Genomic DNA, 23959 nt, shown 5'->3' on the forward strand with positions numbered 1-23959 from the left:
CTCGGTCATATCGCACCTTTGTGTATCGGAAGACATAACGCCGACGCTCTGCTTAACGTGACGATTAACGTCAAGTGACGTCAAGGCAGGCATGGGACGACAGGGGGAGAGGGCCCATGGGTCTGATCACCGCCGGAACGTGGACGATCGCCGCGCTCGCCGGGGCGTACCTGCTGCGCCGCTGGCTGGCGGGCGGCGGAGGCCGCCGGGCCAAGGTCACCCGCTTCCCGCTGGCGCTGATCCTCTCCCACCCCGCGCTCGCGGTGTCGGCGATGGCGTGCTGGGCCGCCGCGCTGGCCACCGGCAGCCGGACCCTCGCCTGGCTGGCCACGGCCGGGCTGGCGGCGACGGCGCTGCTGGGGTTCGTGATGTTCACCAGGTGGCTCGGCAGCGGGAGGCACGGGGACGCCGTGTCCGGGCTGCCCGTGCTGGCGGTGGCGCTGCACGGTCTCGCGGGGGTGACCGTGTTCGCGCTGGTGTTCCTCACGGCCAGCGCCGCCCGCGTCTTCTGACGGCCCCTCGCTACTGGGTCTCGCGGGGACGGCGGAGCACCTGGAGCGAGCGCGAGGTGACCGTCACCACGCCTCCCGCCGGCTGCCACGGCTCGGCGACGAGGTCCTCGATCGAGTCGTGGGCGGTGTCGAGCACCGGCAGCCAGCCGTCGCCGCACTCCGGCCCCGGCAGCGTGAACGGCATGTTCTCGTGGTGGGCGTTGATCAGCAGCAGGAACGAGTCGTCCACGATGCGCTCGCCCCGCGGCCCCGGCTCGGTGATCGCCTCGCCGTTGAGATAGACCATGAGCGACTTGGCGTAGCCGATGTGCCAGTCGCCGGCCGTCATCTCGGAGCCGCCCGGCGTGAGCCACACCAGGTCGCGGTCGCCGTTGTCGGGATGGCGGCCGTGGAAGAAGCGGCGGCGCTGGAAGACCGGGTGCTCGCGGCGCAGCTTCGCCAGCGCGCGGACGAACTCCAGCAGGTCGGACTCGGTGCGCACCCTCGACCAGTCGACCCAGGCCAGCTCGTTGTCCTGGCAGTAGGCGTTGTTGTTGCCGTGCTGGGTGCGGCCGATCTCGTCGCCGTGGGAGAGCATCGGCACGCCCTGCGACAGGAACAGCGTGGCCAGGAAGTTGCGGCGCTGGCGGCGGCGCAGCGCCATGATCTCCGGGTCCTCGACCGGGCCCTCGGCGCCGCAGTTCCAGGAGCGGTTGTCGTTGGTGCCGTCGCGGTTGTCCTCGCCGTTGTCCTCGTTGTGCTTGTGGTCGTAGGAGACCAGGTCGCTCAGCGTGAACCCGTCGTGGCAGGTGACGAAGTTGATGGAGGCGACCGGGCGGCGGCCGGAGGACTCGTAGAGATCGGCCGAGCCGGTCAGCCGGGAGGCGAACTCGGGCAGCGCCGAGTGCGTCCCCCGCCAGAAATCGCGCACGATGTCGCGATATTTGCCGTTCCATTCCGTCCACAGCGGCGGGAAGTTGCCCACCTGGTAGCCGCCCGGCCCGACGTCCCACGGCTCGGCGATCAGCTTGACCTGCGAGATCACCGGGTCCTGCTGGATGAGGTCGAAGAACGCGCTCAGCCGGTCGACGTCGTGCAGCTCGCGGGCCAGCGCCGAGGCCAGGTCGAAGCGGAACCCGTCGACGTGCATCTCGAGCACCCAGTAGCGCAGCGAGTCCATGATGAGCTGCAGGGCGTGCGGGGAACGCACGTTGAGCGAGTTGCCGCACCCGGTGTAGTCGAGGTAGTAGCGCCGGTCGCCGTCGTGCAGGCGGTAGTAGGCGGCGTTGTCGATGCCGCGGAAGCCCAGCGTCGGGCCCATGTGGTCGCCCTCGGCGGTGTGGTTGTAGACCACGTCGAGAATGACCTCGATGCCCGCCTCGTGCAGCGCCCGCACCATGGCCTTGAACTCCAGCACCTGCTGCCCCCGGGTGCCGCTGCTGGAGTAGCGGCCGTGCGGGGCGAGGTAGGCGATGGTGTTGTAGCCCCAGTAGTTGGTGAGCCCGCGGGCGACCAGGAAGTGCTCGGGCACGTAGTGGTGCACCGGCATCAGCTCGACCGCCGTGACCCCCAGCGACAGCAGGTGGTCGATGATCGCCGGATGGCCCATCCCGGCGTAGGTGCCCCGCAGCTCGGGCGGCACGTCGGGATGGCGCATCGTCAGCCCGCGCACGTGCGCCTCGTAGATCACCGTCTGGTGGTAGGGGACGCCCGGCGACCGGTCGTTGCCCCACTCGAAGAACGGGTTGATCACCACGTTCTTCGGCATGTAGGGGGCGCTGTCCTCGGTGTTGCGCCGCCCGGGATCGGTGAAGTAGTAGGGGAACAGCGCCTGGTTCCAGGTCAGCTCGCCGTCGATGGCCTTGGCGTAGGGATCGAGCAGCAGCTTGCTCGGGTTGCACCGGTGCCCGTGCTGAGGGGCGTAGGGGCCGTGGACGCGGTAGCCGTACCGCTGGCCCGGCTGGATGCCCGGCAGGTAGCCATGCCAGACGAACCCGTCGACCTCAGGGAGCTCCACCCGGTCCTCGGAGCCGTCATCGTGAAAGAGGCAAAGCTCGACCCGCTCGGCGACCTCTGAGAACACCGCAAAGCTCGTGCCAACGCCGTCCCAGGTAGCGCCGAGTGGATAGGGCTGCCCCGGCCAGACCTCGCGCATGTGGCCCAATTGTCGCATGGGAAGCCGGTTTTGGTCTCTCAATGTGCGGATGCCCTCACCTGCACGGCGCCGGAAGGATACCGGCGCCGTGGATGACGTTTCAGAGCAGCTCGGCCTTGAGCGTGATCGTGGTGCCGGCCAGCGCCTTGCTCACCGGGCAGTTGGCCTTGGCCGTCTCGGCGGCCTGCTGGAACTGCTCGGCCGTGATGCCGGGGACCTGCCCCTGCACGCTCAGCACGATGCCGGTGATGCCCTCGCCGGGCTGGAAGGTGACGTCCGCGCTGGTCCGCAGCGACTCCGGCGGCGTGCCCGCGCCGGCCAGGCCGTGCGAGAGCGCCATCGAGAAGCAGGACGAGTGGGCCGCCGCGATCAGCTCCTCGGGAGAGGTCTTGCCGTTGGCCGCCTCGGCCCTCGACGGCCACGAGACCTCGAACGTGCCGACGCCCGAGGTGTCGAGCGAGACGGTGCCCGACCCGTCGAGCAGTGCGCCCTTCCACTGCGTGGTCGCGGTGCGGGTGGTGGCCATTGACGTGCTCCCTCCTGTACGGACTTCCGACCCTACCCTGTCAGGAACCCTGCCCCCGGGAGCGGCGAATCCGGCGAGGCACTCATCCGGCTCTACTTTTGCGGCGAATAATGACATGCTCGGGTCGCGGCGCACCTGCCGCCTGGGTCCGGATACAACGGGAGCGTGGTGCCAGTGGAGGCACCGTACGACGACCGCCTGTTGCACCAGCGGGTGGTCGGCGGCGACGAGTCCGCGCTGGGCGAGGTCTACGATCGGCTCTCCCCGCTGATCTTCGGCCTGTCCCTGCGGGTCACCAGGGACCGGGTGATCGCCGAGGACATCACGCAGGAGGTGTTCCTCGTCTTCTGGGAGCGGCCGCTCGCCTACGACCCCGACCGCGGCACGCTGCGCGCCTGGCTGGCGACCATCGCCCACCGGCGGGCGGTGGACCACGTGCGCGCCGAGGAGCGGCGGCGGGTCTCGGCGCTCGGCCCCCGGCTCTTCGAACGCGAGCCGGCCCGGCTGGAGGACGGCGTGCTCGCCGCCGACGAGGCCGACCGCGTCCGCCAGGCGGTGACCGAGCTGCCCGACGGCTTACGCCAGGCGGTCGAGCTGGCCTATTACGGCGGCCGGACGTACCGGCAGGTCGGGGAGGAACTGGGCGTGCCCGAGGGCACGGCCAAATCGCGCATCCGGCTGGCACTCAGGCGGCTGGCGGACGCGCTGGCGGAGGAAGAGGTGTGATGGACCCCGTCGAGCGTCTCTACCTGGACGCGCTGATGGAGGAGCCGGCGGTGCCGGCCCACTCACTGCGGCCCCAGCTCCTGGCCGGGGCCCGGGCCCGGCGCAGGCCCGCGGCCGCCACGGCCTCGTGGGCGGCCCCGTACGCGGGCCGGGTGGCCGCCATGGACGCCCTGCTCGCCACGGCAGGGGACGACGACTGGGCGCGCGTCGTCGTCGAAGGATGGACGCTCCAGGAGCTCGTCGCGCACCTGGCCGCGAAGGACGGGCTGCTGGCCGCCTCCGTGGGCGCCCCCGTCCTCGGCCCGCCGCTGCGGGCGCTCGACGCGATGGGACGCACCGGCGACGTGCAGGCGTACGAGCGGGCGCGCAGCCCCGAGCAGACGCGGCGCGACTGGCGGGCGCAGGCCGACGCCCTCTGCCGGCACCTCGCCGGGCTGCCGGAGACCGCCCCCGCCACCCTGGACGGGCTGGAGGTGCCGGTGCGCGACCACGTGCTCGGGCGCGGCCTGGAGACGTGGATCCACGCCGACGACGCGGCCCGCGCGGCCGGCGTCCGGCTGCCCGACCCGATCCCCGAGCACATCCGGCCGACCGCCGACCTGTGCGCCCGGCTGCTGCCCTGGACGATGCTCTTCGCGGGGCTGGACGGCTCGGGCCGTACGCTGCGGCTCACGCTGACCGGGGCCGGCGGGGGCGAGTGGCTGCTGCCCCTGGGCGTCGAGGAGACCACGCCGGGCGAGCCCGACGCGCACCTGACGGCGGACGTCCGCGCCTTCTGCTTCCTGCTCGGCGGCCGCGGCGATCCCGCCACGTTCCCCGCGACGGTCACCGGCGACCGCGCCCTCGCCGCCGACGTCCTCCGCACCGCCCCCACGCTCTCCGGTCCCTGACCGGGAGGGTGAGCCGCCGCCTCGCTGGGTACATCTGCACCCCGCGCACGTTCGGGCTCGGGGCGCATGACGAGAGGGGGCTCATCGTGGCGAGCGACGTGACAGGGCTTACGGACCTGCTGTACGAGTTCGGTCTGCTCAAGCGCTACAAGCGCACGGGATGGCTGGTCGCGGGCGTACGCGACCCGGAGAGCGTGGCCGACCACTCCTTCCGCACGGCGGTCATCGCGGCCGTGATCGCCAGGCTGGAGGGCGGCGACCCGCAGCGGGCGGCGTTCATGGCGCTGTTCCACGACTCGCAGGAGACGCGCGTCACCGACATCCCCTACCTCGGCAAGCGCTATCTCAAGGCGGCCTCCAACGAGGAGGTCACCGCCGACCAGACGCGTGACGTCGCCGGGCCGGTGGCCGACATGGTGCGCGACGCGGTCGCCGAGTACGAGGAGAAGACCAGCATCGAGGCCGTCTGCGCGCGCGACGCCGACAAGCTGGAATGCCTCCTCCAGGCCGTCGAGTACCGCGAGCAGGGCAACCACAACACGCAAGGGTGGATCGACAGCTCGCTGGCCGCGATCACGACCACCACCGGCAAGCGGCTGGCGGAGGAGGCGCTGAGCACGGGCACCCTCGACTGGGTGGTGCGCGTGCTCAACGGCGGCGGCGTCCCGTGACCGTCTCCGGCGGCGCCGGTCAGGCCAGGGGCTGGGTGACGAGGTCGCGCGCGTACTCGTCGTCGCTCTCGGCGAGCACCCGCGCGGTGCCCTGGGCGGCGCGGTCGTCGCCGCGCACGGCGAGCCCGCGCGTGGCCTCGGCCACCGTACGCAGGTCGGCGTCGCCCAGCCGGGCCGCCAGCGCCTCGCGGATGCGCGGCGTGTCGGCGTCGAGCCCGGCCAGCCCGGACGTCGCCCAGTCGCGCACCTCGGCGTCGTCGTCCTCGCTCATCTCGATCAGCAGGGCCAGCCCCTCCTCGTGGTCCGGGGGCAGCACGTCGGCCAGCGCGATCGGGTCGGTCATCGTGCGCTTGTGCTCCGGGCGGCCGATGATGTCGAGCACCGCGGGCAGCGCCCGCGGGTCGCCCTGGTGGCCGAGCGCGGCCAGCACCGAGCGCAGCACCTGCCCGTTGCCCTCCGTGGTGACCATCTTGAGCAGCAGCGGCAGCGTACGCTCCAGGTAGGGCTTCTCGCCGTCGGCGAAGCCGAACTGCGCGATCGCGTCCACGCCGAACTCGCGCTCCCTCGCGTCCTCGCTCACGCACAGCCGGGCCAGCGCCTCGTAGGTGTCGTCGTCGGCCCGCTTGGCCAGCGTGTCGGCCACGATCCACCAGGTCTCGGCGTCCTCGTCGACGTCGCGGTGCGCCAGCGCCCGCGCCACCAGCCGCTCGACCGGCGTCTCGACGCCCGCGGCGTCCTCCAGCAGGGTCGCGATCGCGGCGTGGCCGCGCTGCGCCTGGACCTGCTCGCTCTGCTCGCCGTCGGGGGAGCGGCCGGCCACGGTGACCAGCTCGGTGCCGTCCTTGGCGTACTGGCGGGCCACGACGTACTCCCAGCCGTCCTGCTCGATCTGGTCGAGCAGCGCGCTCTCCAGGTGCACGCCCACCCAGTCGGCGGCGATGTCCAGCGGCGTGTCGCCGTCGCCGTCGTACTTGCCGGCGTCCGCGCCAGCCTCCAGCAGCACCTGCGTCACGCCGAGCGCGCCGCGCCTGGCGGCCAGGGTGAGCGGGGTGTCGCCGTCGTCGTTGGTCGCGTCGACGTCGGCCCCCGCCTCGACCAGCAGCCGGGCGACGGCGGCCTGGCCGTTGGCGGCCGCCCAGAGCAGCGCCGTCCAGCCGCCGGCCTCCCGCCCGTTCACCTCGGCCCCGGCGGCGAGCAGCGTCTCGGCGACCTCCTCGCGGTCCCATGCGGCGGCCGCGCAGAGCGGCAGGCCCTCCTCCTCGCCCTCGCTGGGCCTGTTGGGGTCGGCGCCGGCGGCGAGCAGCTTGGCCACCGTGTCGGTCTCGCCGTTCAACGCCGCGCGGTAGAGCTGTTCCTCATGCATGACACGGACCCTAGCCTGGTGAGGCCGCGCACCGGGCCAAGCAGCGACAGGTCCCCGGCGCGGAGGCGTGCATCCTTCGGCGGGCGGCAACTCCTCCTGGGGGAGGAGTCAGCCGCCGGCGAAACGCGATATGTTGCGAGTATGACCGATCCTGGTGGGGTCCGCGCGTCCGACGCCGAGCGCGAGGCCGTCGTCGAACAACTCCGCGTCGCCTCGGTGGAGGGCAGGCTCACGCTGGTCGAGCTGACCGACCGCACGGATGCCGCCTACTCCGCCACCACGCATGCCGAGCTCGCGCTGCTCACCCAGGACCTCCCGGCCGGCGGCGCCGTGCCCGCGCCTTCGCCCGGGTCCGGGCGGCCGGAGCGCAAGCGGCGGTGGTTCGTCGGGGTGATGGGCGACACCAAGCGGCGCGGCTCGTGGCGCGTCGACCAGGAGCTCGGCGCGGTCGCCGTGATGGGCGACGTGCTGCTCGACCTGCGCGAGGCCGAGGTGCGCACGGACATGGTCGAGATCACGGCCGTCTCCGTCATGGGCGACGTGAAGATCATCGTCCCTGACGGCGTCCACGTCGACCTCGACGGCATGGCGATCATGGGCGACAAGAAGATCGACGTGCTGGAGGCCGCGCCCGGCATGAACGTCCCCGTGGTGCGGGTGCACGCCTACGCCGTGATGGGCGACGTCAAGGTGGTCGGCGACTCGCGGGCCAAGCCGCTGCGGCGCGGGTTCGCCGCCTGGCGCGAGCACTGGCGGCAGCTGCACGGCGACGACTGGCGCGAGCTCGGCCGCCAGCTCCGGCACGAGGGCCGCGAGCTGCGCCGCCAGCTCGGCGGCGAGCACGACGGCATGGGGCGTGACGGCATGGGGCGCGGCTACTGACACACCCCAAGAGCGGGGGTCAGCCGACCAGGGACACCGGGTCGCGCTGCGCGCCCTCGTACCGCTCCAGCAGCACGTCCACCAGCTCGGGCGCGGCGCCGAGCACGTCGGCCACCACGGTGGCGCCCGCCTCCAGCGCCTCCCGCCGCACCTTGTCGGCGAAGTAGCCGGGCGCCAGCAGATACGGCGCCACCACCACGCGGGGCGCGCCCGCCCGCACCAGCTCCGCCACGGCCTGCGCGGGCGTGGGCCCGGCGGCCGAGGCGTACGCGGCCCGGACCGTCCACCATCCGCCGCGCCGCCACTCGCGCGCCATGCGCGAGACGACCGCGTTCGCGCGCGCGTCGCTGGACCCGGCCGACACCAGCACCACGGCGGTGTCCGGGTCGCCGGGCCGCACGCCCGCCTCGGCCAGCCGCCGCTCCAGCGCGGCCCGCAGCAGCGGGTGCGGCCCGAGCGTCGTCCCGTAGTGGACGCGCAGCCGGGGCTGGTGCGCCCGCGCCTCGTTCAGCGCCGCCGGCAGGTCCACCCGGCTGTGGTAGGCCTCGGTGAGCAGCAGCGGCAGCACCACGGCCTCCTCCAGGCCGTGCAGGGCCTGCCCGAGCGTCGGCGCGCAGTGGTCGAGGTACGCCACCCGCACGTCCAGCGGCACCTGGTCGAGCAGCGCGGCCACGGTGGCGGCGGCACGCGGGTCACGCGACCCGTGCGCCACCGCCACCAGTGGCACGCGACCGGGGGCCGTCCCGCCTGCCAACGGGACGAGACCCCTTCCGGGGATCACAGGTGAATGCCGCATTCGACCTTCCCCAGGCCCGCCCAGCGCCCGCTGCGCGGATCCTCCCCCTCGGCGACCTGCCGCGTGCAGGGCGCGCACCCGATCGAGGGGTAGTTGTCGTAGTGCAACGGGTTGATGAGCACCCCGTTGTCGGCGATGTAGTTGTCGACGTCCTCCTGCGTCCAGGCGGCGATCGGGTTGACCTTCACCATCTGGCGCTTGGCGTCCCACTCGACGACCCGAGCGTCCTTGCGGGCCGGCGACTCGTCCCGCCGGATGCCGGAGATCCACGCGAGGTACGGCTCAAGCGCCCGGTTCAGCGGCTCCACCTTGCGCAGGTAGCAGCACAGGTCGGGGTTGCGCCCGAACAGCCGCGGCCCGAGGTCGCGGTCCTGCTCGGCCACCGTGCGCGACGGCTTCACGTCGATCACGTTGACGTCGTAGACCTGGCGCACCGCGTCCCGCGTGCCGACGGTCTCGGCGAAGTGGTAGCCCGTGTCGATGAACAGCACGTCCACGCCCGGCTTCACCCTGCTCACCAGGTCGATCAGCAGCGCGTCGCTCATCGAGGAGGTCAGGCAGAGCCGGTCGCCGAACGTGGCGGCCGCCCAGCGGATGATCTCCCTGGCGGTGGCGCCCTCCAGGAACGTGGCGGCGGACTCGACGATGTCCTGCAGGTCGAGCGTGCCGCGCTGATCTCTTAAACCGACCTCGATGTCCACCAGCGTCATCTCGTCACTCCGATCCCCAGGAACTTCAGCTTGAAAGCGCGGGCGCAGGACCGGCAGTACCAGCCGCCGTCGCCCTCGTAGGGCTCCAGGTCCTCGTCACCGCAGTACGGGCAGTGGAAGGGAACCGCGCGCTCGCTCATCGCAGGTCCGCCTCGTCGGCCCGCTGCACCCAGTCGGCGAACGACTCGCCCTCCTTGCGCTGGGCGTCGAAGTTCTTCACCACCCGCTCGACGTAGTCGGGCAGGGCCTTGGCGGTGGTCTTCAGCCCGCGCACCTTGCGGCCGAAGCCGGCGTTGACGCCGAGCGAGCCGCCCAGGTGGATCTGGTAGCCCTCGACCTGGTCGCCGTTCTCGTCCACGACGAGCTGGCCCTTCAGCCCGATGTCGGCGACCTGGATGCGGGCGCAGGAGTTGGGGCAGCCGTTGACGTTGATGGTCAGCGGCTCGGCGAACTCGGGCAGCCGGCGCTCCAGCTCGTCGATGAGCTGCGCCGCGGTGGCCTTGGTCTCGACGATGGCCAGCTTGCAGTACTCGATGCCGGTGCACGCCATCGTCTGGCGGCGGAAAGTCGAGGGACGCACCTGAAGGTCGTTGGCCTCCAGCTCGGCCACGATCGAGTCGACCTGGTCCGGCGCGACGTCGAGGATGACCATCTTCTGCTCGACCGTCGTGCGCACCCGGCAGGAGCCGTGCCGCTCGGCGATGTCGGCGATCTTGTGCAGCGCGTCGCCGTCCAGCCGGCCCACCTTGGGGGCGAAGCCGACGTAGAAGTTGCCGTCCTTCTGCGGGAAGACGCCCACGTGGTCGCGGCGGCTGCCGCGCGGCTGCTCGGGGGCGGGCCCGTCGGGCAGCGGCGCCTTCAGGTATTCGGTCTCCAGGATCTCGCGGAACTTCTCCACGCCCCAGTCGTTGACCAGGAACTTGATCCGCGCCCGGTGCCGCAGCCGGCGGTAGCCGTAGTCGCGGAAGATGCCGACCACGCCCTCGTGCACGTCGGCCGCCTGCTCGGGCCGGACGAACACGCCGAGGCGCTTGCCGAGCATCGGGTTGGTGGACAGGCCGCCGCCCACCCACAGGTCGTAGCCGGCCTCGCCGTGCTCGTTGACGACGCCGACGAAGGCCACGTCGTTGATCTCGTGCACCGTGCAGTGCGCCGGGCAGCCGCTCAGCGCGGTCTTGAACTTGCGCGGCAGGTTCGAGTAGGCGGGGTTGCCGACCACCCGGTCCTGGATCTCGCGGATCTGCTCGCTCGCGTCCAGCACCTCGTCCACGTCGATGCCGGCCAGCGGGCAGCCCAGGATCACGCGCGGCGTGTCACCGCACGCCTCCGTCGTCGACAGGCCGACGGCCTCCAGACGCTCCCAGATGTCCGGCACCGACTCGATCTCCACCCAGTGGAGCTGGATGTTCTGGCGGTCGGTCAGGTCGGCGGTGCCGCGGCCGTACTCGTTGGAGATGTCGGCGATCGCGCGGAGCTGGGCCAGGTCGAGCTGGCCGCCGTCGATGCGCACCCGCAGCATGAAGTAGCGGTCGTCGAGCTCCTCCGGCTCCAGCACCGCGGTCTTGCCGCCGTCGATGCCGGGCCTGCGCTGGGTGTAGAGGCCGTACCAGCGCATCCGGCCGCGCAGGTCGGCCGGGTCGATCGAGTCGAACCCGCGCTTGGAGTAGACGTCGATGATGCGCTGGCGGACGTTGAGCCCGTCGTCGTTCTTCTTGTTCTCCTCGTTCTTGTTCAGCGGCTCCCGGTAGCCGAGAGCCCACTGGCCCTCGCCACGCGGGCGCTTGTGATGCCGGCTTGCGGGTGTGCGGCTGGCAGGGGTGCTCATTGCGCGTCCTTCGATTCATGGGCGCGCGCAAGGGCCCTACCTGGCCTCGTCATCGAGGGGCAGGGAGTTCCAGGAGGGTCGCGACGCGCTCAGCGGCAGAGAAAAAGCGGAGTTAGCGGGCGTCGCAACAGATGGCACTGCGGACACGCTGGAGGTCGACGTGGCGTCGACCGACGAGCATGGGGTCCGCTGGCATGCCTTCGACGATACCTTGGGGGTCCGGGATGTCCAAGACCGGGTCCAGAGTGTGGGACTGTCCGAGTTGAGGGCCGGTTCTCCGGGCTATCCCTGGCGCGGCCAGTCGAGCTCGGACTCCACCGGCCGCTCGGGGCTCTGGTGCTGGCAGTCGCACCAGGAGCCGCCGCGGCAGTCCTCGTGGCGCTTGTCCTTGCAGCTCTCGCAGATCACACCTCCGATTATTCTCCCCGAACGTTGTTCGGGTTAGGCTGGCGCGCGTGGACCTCATGGCCGAGTTGCTGGACGACCTGCGCGCCGAGACCGCGTCACTGGAACGGCTGCTGGAGCCGCTGCGGGACGCCGACTGGGAGCTGCCCACGCCCGCCGCGGGCTGGGCCGTCCGCGACCAGGTGAGCCATCTGGCCTGGTTCGACGAGGCCGCCACCCGGGCCGTCACCGACCCCGACGGCTTCACGGCCGGCCTGCCCGCCGTCACCTCCGTGGACGACCTCGCCCGCCAGGCGCGCGGCATGCCGCCGGACGAGCTGCGCGAGTGGTTCCGCGCCGCGCGCGGGCGTAGCATGGAGGTCTTCGCCGGGCTGGACGCCCGCGACCGGGTGCCCTGGTTCGGGCCTCCCATGTCGGCCGCCTCCTTCGTCACCGCGCGCCTGATGGAGACCTGGGCGCACGGCCAGGACGTGGCCGACGCGCTCGGCGTCGTCAGGGAGCCCACGGACCGGCTCAGGCACGTCGCCACGATCGGCTACCGCGCCCGCCCGTACGGCTTCGCGGTGCGCGGCCTGCCCCAGCCGGCCGAGCCGGTGCGCGTGGAGCTCGTCATGCCCGGCGGCGACGTCTGGACGGCCGGCCCCGCGGACGCCGCGAGCGTCGTACGCGGCTCCATGCTCGACTTCTGCCTCGTCGTCACCCAGCGCATCCACCTCTCGGACACCGGCCTGGAGGTCGTCGGCGAGCCGGCGCGGGCCTGGATGGAGACCGCCCAGGCGTTCGCGGGCCCGCCGGGGGAGGGACGGCCGCCGCGCTCCTCGTGACGGGGTGCTCCTCAGGGTGCGATCAGGGTGGTTCCCCGATGCCGGTGGCCGCCCGGCGGGTGACATGCTGAAGTCATGCGCACTCTGCTGAACGTCATCTGGCTGGTGTTCGCGGGGATCTGGCTGGCGATCGGTTACGCGCTGGCGGGGATCATCTGCTGCATCCTGATCGTCACCATCCCGTTCGGCATCGCCTCGTTCCGGATCGCGGCGTACGCGCTCTGGCCGTTCGGCCGCACCGTCGTGCGCGATCCGGACGCCGGGGTGTTCTCGTTGATCGGCAACATCATCTGGTTCGTGGTGGCCGGCGTCTGGCTCGCCATCGGGCACGTCGTCACCTCGATCCCGCTGTTCCTCTCCATCATCGGCATCCCGATGGGCGTGGCGAACCTCAAGCTGGTGCCCGTCTCCCTCCTTCCGCTGGGAGCCCGCATCGTGGACCTCGACTAGGGCAGGGGCCAGGGACGTAAGCTGTCCCGAAGAACCACTGCGAACGTTGGGTGCCATGACGTCCACCGATGCGCCTCCCCGGCTGAAGAAGCGGCCGAAAAAGGGGTTGGTCAGGCATGCCAGGGCCAGGCTGAGCTGGGTGCTCGACACCCACGCGTGGGCGATCGTCCGGGCCTCGACCAACGCCGGGGTCGCCTACCGGGTGACGGGGCTGGCGGGGGAGGCGGCGTTCTTCGCGTTGCTGTCGCTGCCGCCGTTCGTGCTCGGCCTGATCGGGGTGCTCGGCAAGATCGGCACCTGGGTGGGCGGCGGCGTGGTCGACGAGGTCAAGACCTGGGTGATCCAGCAGGCCGGCCTGCTGTTCACCCAGGAGGCCGTCACCAAGGTCGTCAACCCGCTGATCACCGACGTGCTCAGCGACAACGCGAGCAAGGTGTCCATCATCTCGCTGGGCTTCCTGCTGTCGCTGTGGTCCGGCTCGCGGGCGCTCTACGTCTACGTGGACCTCATCTCCGTCGCCTACGGCCTCGGCGAGGAGCGCGGCATCATCCGCACCCGGCTCATGTCCTTCGGCCTCTACGTCGTGGGCCTGGTCATCGCGATCATCATCATGCCGATCCTGGTCGTCGGCCCGACGCTGCTCAAGGACGCGCTCCCCGCGCAGTACGGCGTCATGATCGACATCCTCTACTGGCCCGTCGTCACCATCGGGTCGGTGCTCTTCCTGACCGTCCTCTACCACGTCAGCGTCCCGGTGCGCACCCGGTGGTTCCGCGAGCTGCCCGGCGCGATCCTCGCCCTGTTCCTCTGGATCGTCTGCGCCGCCGTGCTGCGCGCCGTGCTGGCCGCCTGGTTCTCGCCCGTCTCCGTGTACGGCTCCCTGGCCGCCCCCATCGCGGTGCTGCTGTGGCTCTACATCACGGCCCTCGCCGTGCTCATCGGGGCGATTCTCAACGCCGAGGTCGATCGGCTGTGGCCGGGAGAAAGCCGTACCAAATAGCGGGGATCTTCGCGATAATCCCCCCGATGGACGTCATGCGGCAGCAGGTCGGGCCCTTCCGCGTGCTCAGCAAGCTGGGCGAGGGCGGCATGGGCGTGGTGCACCTGGCGGAGGACGCGTCCGGGCGGCGCGTCGCGCTCAAGACCATGCGGCCCGAGCTGGCCGCCCGCGAGGAGTTCCGCCGCAGGTTCGGCAAGGAGGCCGAGGCGGCGAGGAGGGTCGCCAGGTTCTGCACCGCGCCCGTGCTGGACGCCGGGTTCGACGGCGGCGTCGCCTACCTCGCCACCGAGTACGTCGAGGGCCCCGACCTCGCCTCCGTGGTCCGCCAGGCGCCGCTGACCGGCGCGAACCTGGAGGCGCTCGCCATCGGCGTGGCCACCGCGCTCACCGCCATCCACCAGGCGGGCGTCGTGCACCGCGATCTCAAGCCGTCGAACGTGCTGCTCAGCCCGGTCGGGCCCCGGGTCATCGACTTCGGCATCGCCCAGCTCGCCGACACCTCCGGGCACGCGCCCGCGACCCTGGCCCAGGGGATGGGGACGCCCGCGTACATGTCGCCCGAGCAGGCGAGAGGCGAGCAGGCCACCCCCGCGAGCGACGTCTTCTCCTGGGGCTCGCTGGTCGCGTACGCGGGCACCGGCCGGCCGCCGTTCGGCACCGGCGGGGTGGCGGAGGTCGTCTACCGGGTGATCCACCACGCCCCCGCGCTCGACGGGCTGGACGAGCGCGTCCGGCCGCTCGTGGAGCGGGCGCTGGACAAGGACCCGGCCAGGCGGCCGAGCGCCCAGCAGCTCATGGACCTGCTCATGGGGCGCTCCGCGGTGCCGGTGGACGCCGCCACCAGGGCGGTCTCCGAGACCTGGACGCCCGTCGTCGCCCCGCCCACCCGGCAGGACCCGCCACCCCCTCCGGCCGGGCGGCGCCTGCTGCCGACCGTCCTGGTCGGCCTCGCCGCCGCCGCGCTCGGCGTGGCCGCCACGCTCGCGGTGCTCCGCCCCTGGGAGGCGCGGGGAGGCGGGTCCGGCGAGCCCACCGTCGCGGCCACCCTCGACGCCGCGGGCAGCAGGCTCAGCGTCCGGATCGACGCGCTGACCCGGAAGGGCGGCACGGTCCGCCTGCAGTGGACGGTCACCAACGTCGGCAACGGCAACGCGCCCCTCTACAACCAGTTCGGCAACGGCGCGCTCGACTTCTCCGTCTCGGCGGTCAACCTCATCCCGCCCGGCGTCGCGGAACCGATCCGCCCCGCCGTCAAGAACGGCTCCTGCCAGTGCACCGACATGGCCGCCGCGCCGTTCGGCGGCGGCGATCAGATGCGCATGTACGCGATCTTCGAGAACGTCCCCCAGGACGTGGAGACGGTCGACGTCGACCTCAGGGTGCTCGGCGTCCTGCGCGACGTGCCGATCACCCCGGCCTGACCGTACGAGCGGGGCGGATGCGCTGATCGGAGCGGGGAAAGCCCACCGCCGCATCCGCTATCGTCTACAGCGAGACGCGACTGGCGCATTGGGTGGGATCGACCACCAGGGAGCGAAAGGAGCGGAGGCCGGGCGCCTGGGTCTTCGCAGTCGTCAACGATGACAGGGGAGTCATGGGTTCTCTCGCTAGCGTCGACCCGCAGATCGCCGACCTCATCAAGGCCGAGGAGCGCCGCCAGGCCGACACGGTCAAGCTGATCGCCTCGGAGAACTACGTCTCCAAGGCCGTGCTGGAGGCCACCGGCACCGTCCTGACCAACAAATACTCCGAGGGCTACGCCGGCAAGCGCTACTACGAGGGTCAGCAGGTCATCGACCAGATCGAGACGCTGGCCATCGAGCGTGCCAAGTCGCTGTTCGGGGTCAACCACGCCAACGTCCAGCCCTACTCGGGCTCGCCCGCCAACCTCGCCATCTACCTGGCGTTCCTGCAGCCGGGCGACACCGTGATGGGCATGGGCCTGCCCTTCGGCGGCCACCTCACCCACGGCTGGTCGGTCTCGGCCACCGGCAAGTGGTTCAACTCCGTCCGCTACGGCGTGCGCAAGGACACCGGCCGCGTCGACCTCGACGAGGTCCGCGAGCTCGCCCTGGAGCACCGGCCCAAGGTCATCTTCTGCGGCGGCACCGCCATCCCGCGCACCATCGACTTCGAGGGCTTCGCGGCCATCGCCCGCGAGGTCGGTGCCGTGCTGGCGGCCGACATCGCGCACATCGCCGGCCTCGTCGCGGGCGGCGCCCACCCCTCCCCGGTGGGCCACGCCGACGTGATCTCCACCACCACCCACAAGACGCTGCGCGGCCCGCGCGGCGCCATGCTCATGGCGACCAGCGACGAGCACGCCACGGCGCTCAACAAGGCCGTCTTCCCCGGCCTCCAGGGCGGCCCGCACAACCACACCACCGCCGCCATCGCCGTCGCGCTGCACGAGGCCGCCCAGCCGGCCTTCCGCGACTACGCCCACCAGATCGTCGCCAACGCCAAGGCGCTGGCCGAGGAGCTGGCGAGCCGCGGGTTCGACCTCGTCTCCGGCGGCACCGACAACCACCTCATCCTGCTCGACCTCACGCCCAAGGGCATCGGCGGCAAGCCGGCCGCCCAGGCGCTCGACCGGGCCGGGCTGGAGACCAACTACAACACGGTGCCGTTCGACCCGCGCAAGCCGTTCGACCCGTCGGGCATCCGCATCGGCACGCCTTCGGTCACCTCGCGCGGCATGGGCGAGGCCGAGATGCGGCAGATCGGCGCCTGGATCGACGAGGTCGTCACCGCCCTCGCCAAGGGCGACGCCGAGGACGTCATCGCCCGCGTCCACCGCGAGGTCAGCGAGCTCACCTCGCAGTTCCCGGCCCCCGGCCTGTAGGCCAAGAGCGCGCGAACGCCCCGCCGCACGGGCTCCGTGTGCGGCGGGGCGCCCGGCGCGAGCGGAGCAGGCCGGATCGCCCCGCTCGCGGTGGCCGCGCGGTGCTCCGGGGAGCGCCGCACGGCCGGGGACGGCCGGCGGGGGACGGGACCGAGTCGCCTCCCGCCGGGCCTCAGCTCAGGAAGACGTAGTCGGCGCCGTACGGCGCCCTGGCCTCCGTCCCGGGCTCGCAGGGCCCCGCCGGGGCCGTGCCGCCCGTGGTGTTGACCCGCAGGATCTGCGCGACCCGCGCGAGCAGGCCGTCGGCCGCGCCCGCCTGGGCGGCGTCCAGCACGAGCTCGGGGATCACGCCGTCGCCGTTCGGCGTCCGGGTGACGACCGAGCCGCGCACCGCGCTGCCGTCGGGCGCGACCCACTGCGGCGGGCCGCTGCCCGGGGTCACGTACGTGTGCTCGATGCCTCGGCGCAGCGTGGCCGCCACGCCGAGCTGGGCGAAGGCGTACGCGCCCGACGGCTGCCGCGCGCAGGTGTAGATCTGCTCGCCGCGCAGCACCGGCGCCGTGAGGGCGCGCGGGTGCGTGACCGGCCCGCCGCCGAGCCGCGCGCGCACCGGCGGACCCGGCGTCCGCAGCACCGCGTCCCAGCGGGCGGGGGCGGCGGCGATCCGCCGCAGGACCTCGGGCGGGACCGGCGTCACCCCCGAGACGCCGGTCACGTTCTGCGGCAGGGCGCCCGCGAACAGGCTCACCGAGGCCGGTCTGGTGACGCCCTCGCGCGCCACCAGACCGCCGGTCACCGGCGTGGGGGCGCCGGACCAGGACGCGGCGTACGCGAGGGCCGCGCCCGAGGGCCGCAGCCACCAGGTCGCCCGTCCCTGCGGGGTCGTCGCCGCGGCGAGGGTGGCCTGGTCGGGGCCGTTGAGCACGCCGTTCAGGTCGACGGGGCGCGACAGGCGGTGCAGGCGGCCGCGGACCGAGCCCCGGGCGTCGCGGACGCCGGCGTGGAAGGCGGCCGGGTCGGCGAGCAGCGCGGCCACCAGGTCGGGGGCGGCCCGGACCGTGCCGGTCACGCCGCGTACGGACGCGGGCAGCGGCCCGGTCAGCAGCCGCAGCCGCTCCTCGCCGGGCACGCCCTTCCCGCCCGCGGCCACCCGGACGTCCACCGGTGTGTCCAGCCGCTCCCAGCGGGCGGCGAAGGCGATCTCGTCCCCGCTGATCCGCAGCACCACCGTGGCCTGCCCGTCGGGGTCGCCGGGGAGGCCCGTCTCGTTCGCGCCCCGCAGCCCCGCCGCGAGGTAGACCGGGCCGTCGTCCGCCGAGGCGGGCGCGGGCGCGGCCAGCAGCGCGGCGGCCAGCATCAGGCAGGAAACGGCTGATCTTCGTACCGACATGGACAACCCCCGCGTTCAGACCCGGACGGTCAGCAGCCGCTTGCCCGTCGAGGTCACCACCTCGAAGTGGTCGATCTCCTTCAGCGGCGTGGCGCTGCCGCCGTGCATGTAGAGCGGATCGGGCGAGCCCGGCACGCCGTACCCGGCGGTGGGCACGGCCCAGCCGGTCATCACCCGCCGCTCGCCCGCCCGGCCGACCGAGACCAGCTCGCACTGGAGCGGCCCTTTGACGCCGGCCAGCCTGAGCGCGGCGTGCGTGCCCCAGCCCTTGGACTCCACCACGAGCCCGCCGGTGACGCCGTCCACGCCCTTGCCCTCGATGGGCCGCCCGTCGGCGTAGAACTGCTCGGCCGGCCCCATGTGGCTCGCGTGACCCGAGTGGTCCCGCGCGAGCTGGGCGGTGCTGCCCCCGGCGAGCTGCGTGCCGACGGTCAGCCCGCCGGCCACCAGCGTGACCGCGGCGGCCATCCCGATGATGAACGTCCCCCTGCGGGTCCGCCGGTCGGCGGCCCGTTTGCGGCGCATCAGGTCGATGGCCGGGCCGGGCGCGGAGTCGTCGCCGGGCGGGAACAGGTCCCGCACGGGAGCGAGGCCGTCCAGCGCGCCGGCGACCCCCGCCAGGTCGGAGAGCTCGGCCCGGCAGCCGCCGCAGTGCAGCAGATGGGTCTCGAACGCCGCTTTGTCCTCCTCTTCGAGCAGGCCGAGCGCGTACGCGCCCACGTCCGTGTGCTCGACTCCCGCCGTCATGCCGTCACCCCCCTCTCCTCCAGCGCGATCCGCAGCGCGCGCACGGCGTAGTACACGCGGGACTTGACCGTGCCCACCGGGATGCCGAGCGCCGCGGCGGCGTCGTTCACCGACCGGTCCCGCAGGATCGTCTCGTTGAGGATCTCGCGGTGGGCCGGGGACAGCGCCTTCAGCGCCTCTGTCACGACCACCTGGTGCAGCAGTCCCTCCATCTCGTCCGGCACGGGCATGCTCTCCAGCGGCCCGTCGCCCGACTCCCGCGGGCGCGCGTCCCTGCGGCGCCGGTCGTCGATCACGATCCGCCTGGCCACCGTGGCGAGCCAGGGCATCAGCGAGACCGCGTCGGGGTCGAGCCGCTCGGCGCTGCGCCAGGCCCGGATCATGGTTTCCTGCACCACGTCCTCCGCCCATTGCCGATCGCCCGCCGTCAGCCGGATCACGAAGCCCATCAGCGGGCCGTGATACTCCCGGTAGAGCGCGGACACGGCCACCTCGTCGTCGGGCACCTCGTGCTCCGGTCGCACGCGCCGCATCCAGTGGTGTGCGCGCGGCTTGCCCTGCGCGGTGGCTCCGTCGGCCGAGGGCGGGGGGTACGTGCTCGTTCGCATGTGCTCCCCTTTCTCGTGTCCGTCGCGAGGAGGTACGGGGAGCCGGCCTGGGGCGGTTCAACGACACGCCAGACCAAAAAGGTTTGCCTACCGGAAGGGGGATGCGTAGAGTCGTCCCGTTCCAACGATCGAGGAGGTGAGGACCATGCGGGTCGTCCTGTTCCGCGTTCCGTCAGTCCACCTCCGGGCGCGCGGCTAGACGCCGCCCCGGCTCTTCTCTTCCTTCTCGATCAAAGGTTTCCACTCCAGTGTCTTCTTTTGACCTTTCCCTGCTCGGCTGGACCGACTCGCGTGCCGCCGAGCTGCCCGACGGCACCGTTCCCGCCCGCGTGGCCCGGGTCGACCGCGGCGCCGCCGAGGTGATCGCTGCCGACGGCCAGCACCACGTCCGCTACTCCGCGCCCGTACGCCGGGCCTCGGCCGCCGACCCGGTCGCGCTGCCCTGCGTCGGCGACTGGGCGGCGCTGCGGCTGCTGCCCGAGGGCCGCTACGAGCTCGACGCGGTGCTGCCGCGCAGCACCGCGTTCGTCCGTGGCGGCGTGAGCCGCGACTCGGTCGGCGGCCTGTCCGGCGACGGCCAGGGCCAGGTGCTCGCCGCCAACGTGGACGTGGTCTTCGTCGCCGAGCCGTCCATGCACTCCACCGACTTCGCCGACCTCGGCCGCATCGAGCGGCTGGTCGCGCTCGCCTGGGAGTCCGGCGGCACGCCGGTCGTGCTCGTCACCAAGTCCGACCTGTTCGACGACGGCCTCGACGACCTGCTCGCCGACGTCCGCACGGCCGCGCCCGGCGTGGACGTGCACGCCGTCTCGTCGCTGCGCGGCGAGGGGGTCGAGCTGGTCGGCTCCTACCTCGGCGGCTCCCGCACGGCGGTCATCCTCGGCCCGTCCGGGGCAGGCAAGTCCACCCTGGTCAACGCGCTGGCCGGCGCGGAGGTCATGGAGACCCAGCAGGTACGCGCCGCCGACGGCCGCGGTCGGCACACCACCGTGCACCGGGAGCTGATCCCGCTGACCGGCGGCGGCATCGTCATCGACACGCCGGGCATCCGCAGGATCGGCCTGTACGACATGAACCAGGGCGTCGACCTCGTCTTCTCCGACATCGAGGAGCTGGCGGAGCGGTGCAGGTTCGGCGACTGCGGGCACGACGGCGAGCCGGGCTGCGCGGTGGTGGCCGCCCTGGAGCGCGGCGAGCTGCCGGAGCGGCGTCTGGAGAGCTGGCGCAAGCTGCAGCGGGAGGCGGCCTGGATGGCGTCCAGGACGGACGCGCGGTTGCGCAAGGAGCAGCAGAACAAGTGGAAGATCATCACGAAGGAGATGCGCCGCTCGGGCCGTAACCGGCCCTGAGGCCGCACGCCCCGTCGCCCTCCGGCCCTGACCAGGGCCGGAGGGGCGAGGGACGGGGGCTGGTGGGTAGGCAGAGAGCATGGAGCTCTTCGCGGACCGGGCCGAGGCCGGCAGGCGCCTGGCCGAGCGGCTGCTGGACGTCCACGATCCCGTGGTGCTGGCGCTGCCGCGCGGCGGCGTGGCGGTGGCGGCGCCCATCGCGCGCCGGCTCGGCGTGCCCCTGGACGTGCTCGTGACCAGGAAGATCGGCTATCCGCGGCAGCCCGAGCTGGGCGTCGGCGCCGTCGCCGAGGGCGGCGAGCCGGTGTTCGACCGGACCTTGCTGCGCCGCCTCGGCATGACGCCGGAGTCGGTCGCGGACGTGGTGGAGCAGGAGCGGCGCGAGCTGGCCCGCCGGGTGCGCGTCTACCGGGGCGACCGGCCGCTGCCCGCGCTGGCGGGCCGCGAGGTGATCGTCGTGGACGACGGCCTGGCCACGGGCGGCACGGCGCGGGCGGCGCTGCGGGCGGTGGCCGCGGCCGGGCCCGCGAGGGTGACGCTGGCGGTGCCGGTGGGGGCGCTCGGCACGGTGGAGTCGCTGCGCCACGAGGCCGACGAGGTGGTGGTGCTGCTCACGCCGGTGGACTTCCGCGCGGTCGGCCAGTGGTACGTGCACTTCGAGCAGCTCAGCGACGCCGACGTGCTGGACCTGCTGGGACAGGTCTGAGCAGAGCCTTCGCTCAGTTGGCGAGCACGGCCCAGACGCACTTGCGGCTGGCGCCGGTCGTGAGCCAGCCCCAGCCGCTGCAGAGGGCGTCGACCAGCCGCAGGCCCCGCCCGTACTCGGAGAACACGTCGGGCGTGGCGGCCACCGGCACGGTGCGGCTGTGGTCGGTCACGACGCAGGCGAGCTCGGGGCCGTGGGTCAGCAGCCGGAGCTGGGCGGCGCCGCCGCCGTGCCGGATCGCGTTGGTCACGAGCTCGGAGACCACGAGCTGGCACTCGAAGGCGATGTCGCCGACGCCCCACGTGCCCAGCGTCCGGTCCACGAAGCGGCGGGCGGTGGCGACGCAGGCGGGCTCCAGCGCCGTCCGTTCCTGAAAGGGGAAGACGGCGTCACACTCACCGGCGAGGCCGTCCACCAAGATGGAGAACAGCCAGCCAGGAGGCCGGGAACCGATGGCGGCTTGCGGCCGAGCGTCGAAAGTCGTCATTCTGGCCCCCGAAGCGCGGTCTGGTGATCCAATGCCCATCTTTACGGGGAGCGCTTACCAATGCAAGACTTTTCGTAGTTTACGGATGCGAATCGCATCTGCACGTGCAGATGATCTAGGAGCGGTACGGTGAGCGCAGAGAGCGCGGAGGGGAAGCTTCTCAGCTATGCGCCGGGGAGCCCGACGGTGCTGCGGATCCTCCTCGGAACCCAGCTTCGCCGGCTCCGTACGGAGAAGGGTATCTCGCGGGAGGACGCCGGATACTCGATTCGCGCTTCTCACGCCAAGATCAGCCGGCTGGAGCTCGGTCAGGTGAGCTTCAAGCAGCGTGACGTGGCCGACCTGCTCACCCTGTACGGCGTCACCGACCCCGGCGAGCGCCAGCAGCTCCTCGACCTGGCCAAGCAGGCCAACGCCCCGGGCTGGTGGCACAAGTACGGCGACGTGCTGCCCACGTGGTTCGAGGTCTACATCGGCCTGGAGGGCGCCGCGTCGAGCATCCGCACCTACGAGAACCAGTTCGTCCCCGGACTGCTGCAGACGGCCGGCTACGCGCGGGCGGTCATCGAGCTCGCCCACGAGAAGGCGACGAGGTCCGAGCTGGACCGCCGGGTCGCGCTGCGCACCATGCGGCAGCGGCGGCTGGAGAGCGGCCTCACCCTGTGGGCCGTCATCGACGAGGCGGTGGTGCGGCGCACGCTCGGCGGGCCCGACATCATGCGGGCCCAGATCGCGCACCTGCTGGACGTCACGGCCGAGCGCAACATCACCGTCCAGGTCATGCCGTTCGACCGGGGCGGGCACGCGGCGGCGGGCGGGCCGTTCAGCATCCTGCGCTTCCCGGAGCGCGAGCTGCCCGACGTGGTCTACATGGAACAGCTCACCAGCGCCCTCTATCTGGACAAACCTGCCGACTCCGACCACTACATGGAGGTCATGGACCGGCTCAGCGTCCAGGCGGAGACGCCCAGGGAGACGCGCCGCTTCCTGGAACGTCTCATTTCATGACCTGCTGATATCCCTGTGATCCACTCCATACCGGATTTTTGGTCGTCCGGTATATGGAGGTCTTCGTGCTGCCGTATTGTCCTTTCGCAAACGCGGATGCACGTGCATCCGTAAGATCGCGAGGAGCCGCCCCCATGCACGAGTTCCGGAACGGAACCCCCGCCGGCCGCCTTCCCGTCGTCTGGCGCAAGAGCAAGCGGAGCAACCCCAACGGCAACTGCGTCGAGGTGGCGACCCTGCCCAACGGGGAGATCGCCATGCGCAACTCGCGCTTCCCCGAAGGGCCGGCCCTGGTCTACACCCCCGCGGAGATCGCCGCGTTCGTGCTCGGGGCCAAGGACGGGGAGTTCGACGACCTCATCGTGTGAGGCCGGGCTCATCGTGTGAGGCCGGGGCCGCCGGTCAGTCCCGGGGCGCGCTGTACCAGCGCCATTCCGTGCGGCGCGGGCGCCCCGGGAGCTCGGCGCGTCCCGTCGCCCACAGCAGTGCCGGCCACGGCTCGACGTCCTCGGGGGCGTCGGGGAAGAGCCGGGCGAGCACCCGCGCGCACACCTCCGCGGGTGGTTCCCACGTCAGGCCGAGCCCCTCGGCCAGGTCGTACGTGTGCACGAGCGTCTCCACGAGCCCCATCGCGGCGAAGCCCTCGGGATCGGCGTCACCGAACCCGTGATGGGCGAGCACGTCCGGCGGCGCGGTGCGCACCATCGCGGCCAGCAGCGCGCCGCACGCCTCCACCACCTGCAGCAGCCCTTCCGGCCCGGCCTCGGGCTGCGTGCGGATGGTCTCCACGGGCGCGCCCTCCCGGCGGGCGTTCACCGCGAAGGGGACATAGCCATCCAGCGGCGGACGTCGCGGGCCGAGCTGCGCCGCGTAGGCGAACAGGTCGTCGGCCAGGTGGTCGGCGGTCTCGCGGCACGTCCACTCCAGCGAGCCCGCCCTGCGCTCCCACGCGCCCGCGGGCGCGCCGGCGAGCAGGTCGACGGCCAGGTGGACGACCCGCAGCAGGTCGTCGGCCGTCACCGGAGTCCGCTTCGTCCGTGCCATGCCGGGCACTCTAACGCGCGCGGCCGGTGCCCCCCGATCAGGGGTCACCTTCGTCGAAGGC

At 72.5% G+C, this 23959-nt stretch carries 28 protein-coding genes and 1 riboswitch; of the genes, 14 read left to right on the plus strand and 14 right to left on the minus strand.

What is annotated here, in order from left to right:
- The first annotated feature begins 116 nt into the window (after positions 1-116).
- A complete protein-coding gene (locus AC27IY_RS37475; protein ID WP_449946069.1) occupies positions 117-512 on the plus strand; it encodes a hypothetical protein in 396 nt (131 codons plus the stop codon).
- 10 nt (positions 513-522) lie between these two features.
- Here the strand turns inward: AC27IY_RS37475 and glgX are convergent, their stop codons facing one another.
- Together glgX and AC27IY_RS37485 are read right to left on the minus strand one after the other, a co-directional pair.
- A complete protein-coding gene (gene glgX / locus AC27IY_RS37480; RefSeq protein ID WP_423476676.1) occupies positions 523-2646 on the minus strand; it encodes a glycogen debranching protein GlgX in 2124 nt (707 codons plus the stop codon).
- 100 nt (positions 2647-2746) lie between these two features.
- Positions 2747-3172, minus strand: a complete 426-nt coding sequence (locus AC27IY_RS37485; protein WP_329573962.1) for an OsmC family protein — start codon at positions 3170-3172, stop codon at positions 2747-2749.
- Positions 3173-3346: 174 nt separating this feature from the next.
- Here AC27IY_RS37485 and AC27IY_RS37490 point away from each other — a divergent pair, with 174 nt between their 5' ends.
- The 3 genes from AC27IY_RS37490 (at position 3347) to AC27IY_RS37500 (ending at position 5459) form a co-directional block, all read left to right on the plus strand.
- Positions 3347-3898, plus strand: a complete 552-nt coding sequence (locus AC27IY_RS37490; RefSeq protein ID WP_487180924.1) for a sigma-70 family RNA polymerase sigma factor — start codon at positions 3347-3349, stop codon at positions 3896-3898.
- Positions 3898-4788: a maleylpyruvate isomerase family mycothiol-dependent enzyme gene (locus tag AC27IY_RS37495; RefSeq protein WP_423476674.1), complete on the plus strand. Its 891-nt coding sequence runs from the start codon at positions 3898-3900 to the stop codon at positions 4786-4788. Before AC27IY_RS37490 ends, AC27IY_RS37495 begins: the two co-directional genes overlap by 1 nt.
- Before the next feature lie 86 nt (positions 4789-4874).
- Positions 4875-5459 carry an HD domain-containing protein gene (locus tag AC27IY_RS37500; RefSeq protein ID WP_423450792.1) on the plus strand — a complete coding sequence of 195 codons (585 nt, stop codon included), beginning with the start codon at positions 4875-4877 and terminating at the stop codon, positions 5457-5459.
- A 19-nt stretch (positions 5460-5478) separates the two neighbouring features.
- Here the strand turns inward: AC27IY_RS37500 and AC27IY_RS37505 are convergent, their stop codons facing one another.
- Positions 5479-6822 (minus strand): ankyrin repeat domain-containing protein, encoded by a 1344-nt coding sequence (locus tag AC27IY_RS37505; protein WP_423450791.1) that lies wholly within the window; start codon positions 6820-6822, stop codon positions 5479-5481.
- A gap of 141 nt (positions 6823-6963) precedes the next feature.
- Here AC27IY_RS37505 and AC27IY_RS37510 point away from each other — a divergent pair, with 141 nt between their 5' ends.
- Entirely contained in the window at positions 6964-7704 is a 741-nt protein-coding gene (locus tag AC27IY_RS37510) for a DUF1707 SHOCT-like domain-containing protein (protein ID WP_487180925.1), read from the plus strand.
- Between the two features lie 19 nt (positions 7705-7723).
- Here the strand turns inward: AC27IY_RS37510 and AC27IY_RS37515 are convergent, their stop codons facing one another.
- The 6 genes from AC27IY_RS37515 to AC27IY_RS37540 form a co-directional block, all read right to left on the minus strand.
- Complete coding sequence (locus AC27IY_RS37515) at positions 7724-8422, minus strand: sirohydrochlorin chelatase (protein WP_371249423.1); 699 nt, start codon at positions 8420-8422, stop codon at positions 7724-7726.
- 59 nt (positions 8423-8481) lie between these two features.
- Positions 8482-9210 (minus strand): phosphoadenylyl-sulfate reductase, encoded by a 729-nt coding sequence (locus AC27IY_RS37520; protein ID WP_020540752.1) that lies wholly within the window; start codon positions 9208-9210, stop codon positions 8482-8484.
- Complete coding sequence (locus AC27IY_RS37525; protein WP_329573976.1) at positions 9207-9350, minus strand: Insertion element protein; 144 nt, start codon at positions 9348-9350, stop codon at positions 9207-9209. Before AC27IY_RS37525 ends, AC27IY_RS37520 begins: the two co-directional genes overlap by 4 nt.
- Entirely contained in the window at positions 9347-11035 is a 1689-nt protein-coding gene (locus AC27IY_RS37530) for a nitrite/sulfite reductase (RefSeq protein ID WP_487180926.1), read from the minus strand. Before AC27IY_RS37530 ends, AC27IY_RS37525 begins: the two co-directional genes overlap by 4 nt.
- Positions 11036-11147: 112 nt before the next feature.
- Positions 11148-11231, minus strand: coding sequence for a putative leader peptide (locus AC27IY_RS37535; protein ID WP_311132608.1), 84 nt, complete (start codon positions 11229-11231; stop codon positions 11148-11150).
- 86 nt (positions 11232-11317) lie between these two features.
- Positions 11318-11443 carry a hypothetical protein gene (locus AC27IY_RS37540; RefSeq protein WP_344212208.1) on the minus strand — a complete coding sequence of 42 codons (126 nt, stop codon included), beginning with the start codon at positions 11441-11443 and terminating at the stop codon, positions 11318-11320.
- Positions 11444-11490: 47 nt separating this feature from the next.
- On the opposite strand from AC27IY_RS37540, the gene AC27IY_RS37545 reads away from it, so the two are divergent.
- The 5 genes from AC27IY_RS37545 to glyA all read left to right on the plus strand — a co-directional run bounded on the left by AC27IY_RS37545 (position 11491) and on the right by glyA (position 16559).
- On the plus strand, positions 11491-12264 hold the full coding sequence (locus AC27IY_RS37545) for a TIGR03084 family metal-binding protein (protein ID WP_423450788.1): 774 nt from the start codon (positions 11491-11493) through the stop codon (positions 12262-12264).
- A gap of 75 nt (positions 12265-12339) precedes the next feature.
- Positions 12340-12714, plus strand: a complete 375-nt coding sequence (locus AC27IY_RS37550; RefSeq protein WP_371249425.1) for a YccF domain-containing protein — start codon at positions 12340-12342, stop codon at positions 12712-12714.
- A 55-nt stretch (positions 12715-12769) separates the two neighbouring features.
- Complete coding sequence (locus AC27IY_RS37555) at positions 12770-13714, plus strand: YihY/virulence factor BrkB family protein (RefSeq protein WP_423476670.1); 945 nt, start codon at positions 12770-12772, stop codon at positions 13712-13714.
- 26 nt (positions 13715-13740) lie between these two features.
- A complete protein-coding gene (locus AC27IY_RS37560; RefSeq protein WP_487180927.1) occupies positions 13741-15135 on the plus strand; it encodes a serine/threonine-protein kinase in 1395 nt (464 codons plus the stop codon).
- 66 nt (positions 15136-15201) lie between these two features.
- Positions 15202-15284, plus strand: a riboswitch (ZMP/ZTP riboswitch).
- A gap of 24 nt (positions 15285-15308) precedes the next feature.
- Entirely contained in the window at positions 15309-16559 is a 1251-nt protein-coding gene (glyA, locus tag AC27IY_RS37565) for a serine hydroxymethyltransferase (RefSeq protein ID WP_344212198.1), read from the plus strand.
- Between the two features lie 172 nt (positions 16560-16731).
- On the opposite strand, the gene AC27IY_RS37570 is transcribed toward glyA, so the two are convergent.
- Genes AC27IY_RS37570 through AC27IY_RS37580 form a run of 3 tightly spaced genes read right to left on the minus strand, consistent with a single transcriptional unit; the run spans position 16732 to position 19304 of the window.
- Entirely contained in the window at positions 16732-17949 is a 1218-nt protein-coding gene (locus AC27IY_RS37570) for a DUF3455 domain-containing protein (protein ID WP_487180928.1), read from the minus strand.
- Positions 17950-17964: 15 nt separating this feature from the next.
- Positions 17965-18696, minus strand: a complete 732-nt coding sequence (locus tag AC27IY_RS37575) for an anti-sigma factor family protein (RefSeq protein WP_487180929.1) — start codon at positions 18694-18696, stop codon at positions 17965-17967.
- Positions 18693-19304, minus strand: a complete 612-nt coding sequence (locus tag AC27IY_RS37580; protein WP_487180930.1) for a sigma-70 family RNA polymerase sigma factor — start codon at positions 19302-19304, stop codon at positions 18693-18695. The genes AC27IY_RS37575 and AC27IY_RS37580 overlap by 4 nt, the downstream gene beginning before the upstream one ends.
- Before the next feature lie 248 nt (positions 19305-19552).
- On the opposite strand from AC27IY_RS37580, the gene rsgA reads away from it, so the two are divergent.
- Both rsgA and AC27IY_RS37590 read left to right on the plus strand, forming a co-directional pair.
- Positions 19553-20653, plus strand: coding sequence for a ribosome small subunit-dependent GTPase A (rsgA, locus tag AC27IY_RS37585; protein WP_423476666.1), 1101 nt, complete (start codon positions 19553-19555; stop codon positions 20651-20653).
- Between the two features lie 79 nt (positions 20654-20732).
- Positions 20733-21359: a phosphoribosyltransferase gene (locus AC27IY_RS37590; protein WP_344212190.1), complete on the plus strand. Its 627-nt coding sequence runs from the start codon at positions 20733-20735 to the stop codon at positions 21357-21359.
- Between the two features lie 13 nt (positions 21360-21372).
- Here the strand turns inward: AC27IY_RS37590 and AC27IY_RS37595 are convergent, their stop codons facing one another.
- The gene (locus tag AC27IY_RS37595; RefSeq protein ID WP_344212188.1) at positions 21373-21846 is read right to left on the minus strand and encodes an ATP-binding protein; all 474 of its coding nucleotides are present in this window, start codon (positions 21844-21846) and stop codon (positions 21373-21375) included.
- 129 nt (positions 21847-21975) lie between these two features.
- Between AC27IY_RS37595 and AC27IY_RS37600 the strand changes: the two genes are divergently transcribed.
- Both AC27IY_RS37600 and AC27IY_RS37605 read left to right on the plus strand, forming a co-directional pair.
- Positions 21976-22854 (plus strand): helix-turn-helix domain-containing protein, encoded by an 879-nt coding sequence (locus AC27IY_RS37600; RefSeq protein ID WP_344212186.1) that lies wholly within the window; start codon positions 21976-21978, stop codon positions 22852-22854.
- A gap of 134 nt (positions 22855-22988) precedes the next feature.
- On the plus strand, positions 22989-23222 hold the full coding sequence (locus AC27IY_RS37605; protein ID WP_091082158.1) for a DUF397 domain-containing protein: 234 nt from the start codon (positions 22989-22991) through the stop codon (positions 23220-23222).
- 34 nt (positions 23223-23256) lie between these two features.
- Here the strand turns inward: AC27IY_RS37605 and AC27IY_RS37610 are convergent, their stop codons facing one another.
- Positions 23257-23898, minus strand: coding sequence for a maleylpyruvate isomerase N-terminal domain-containing protein (locus AC27IY_RS37610; protein WP_487180931.1), 642 nt, complete (start codon positions 23896-23898; stop codon positions 23257-23259).
- Positions 23899-23959 lie beyond the last annotated feature (61 nt).

It is taken from the genome of Nonomuraea sp. B208 (assembly GCF_057536035.1).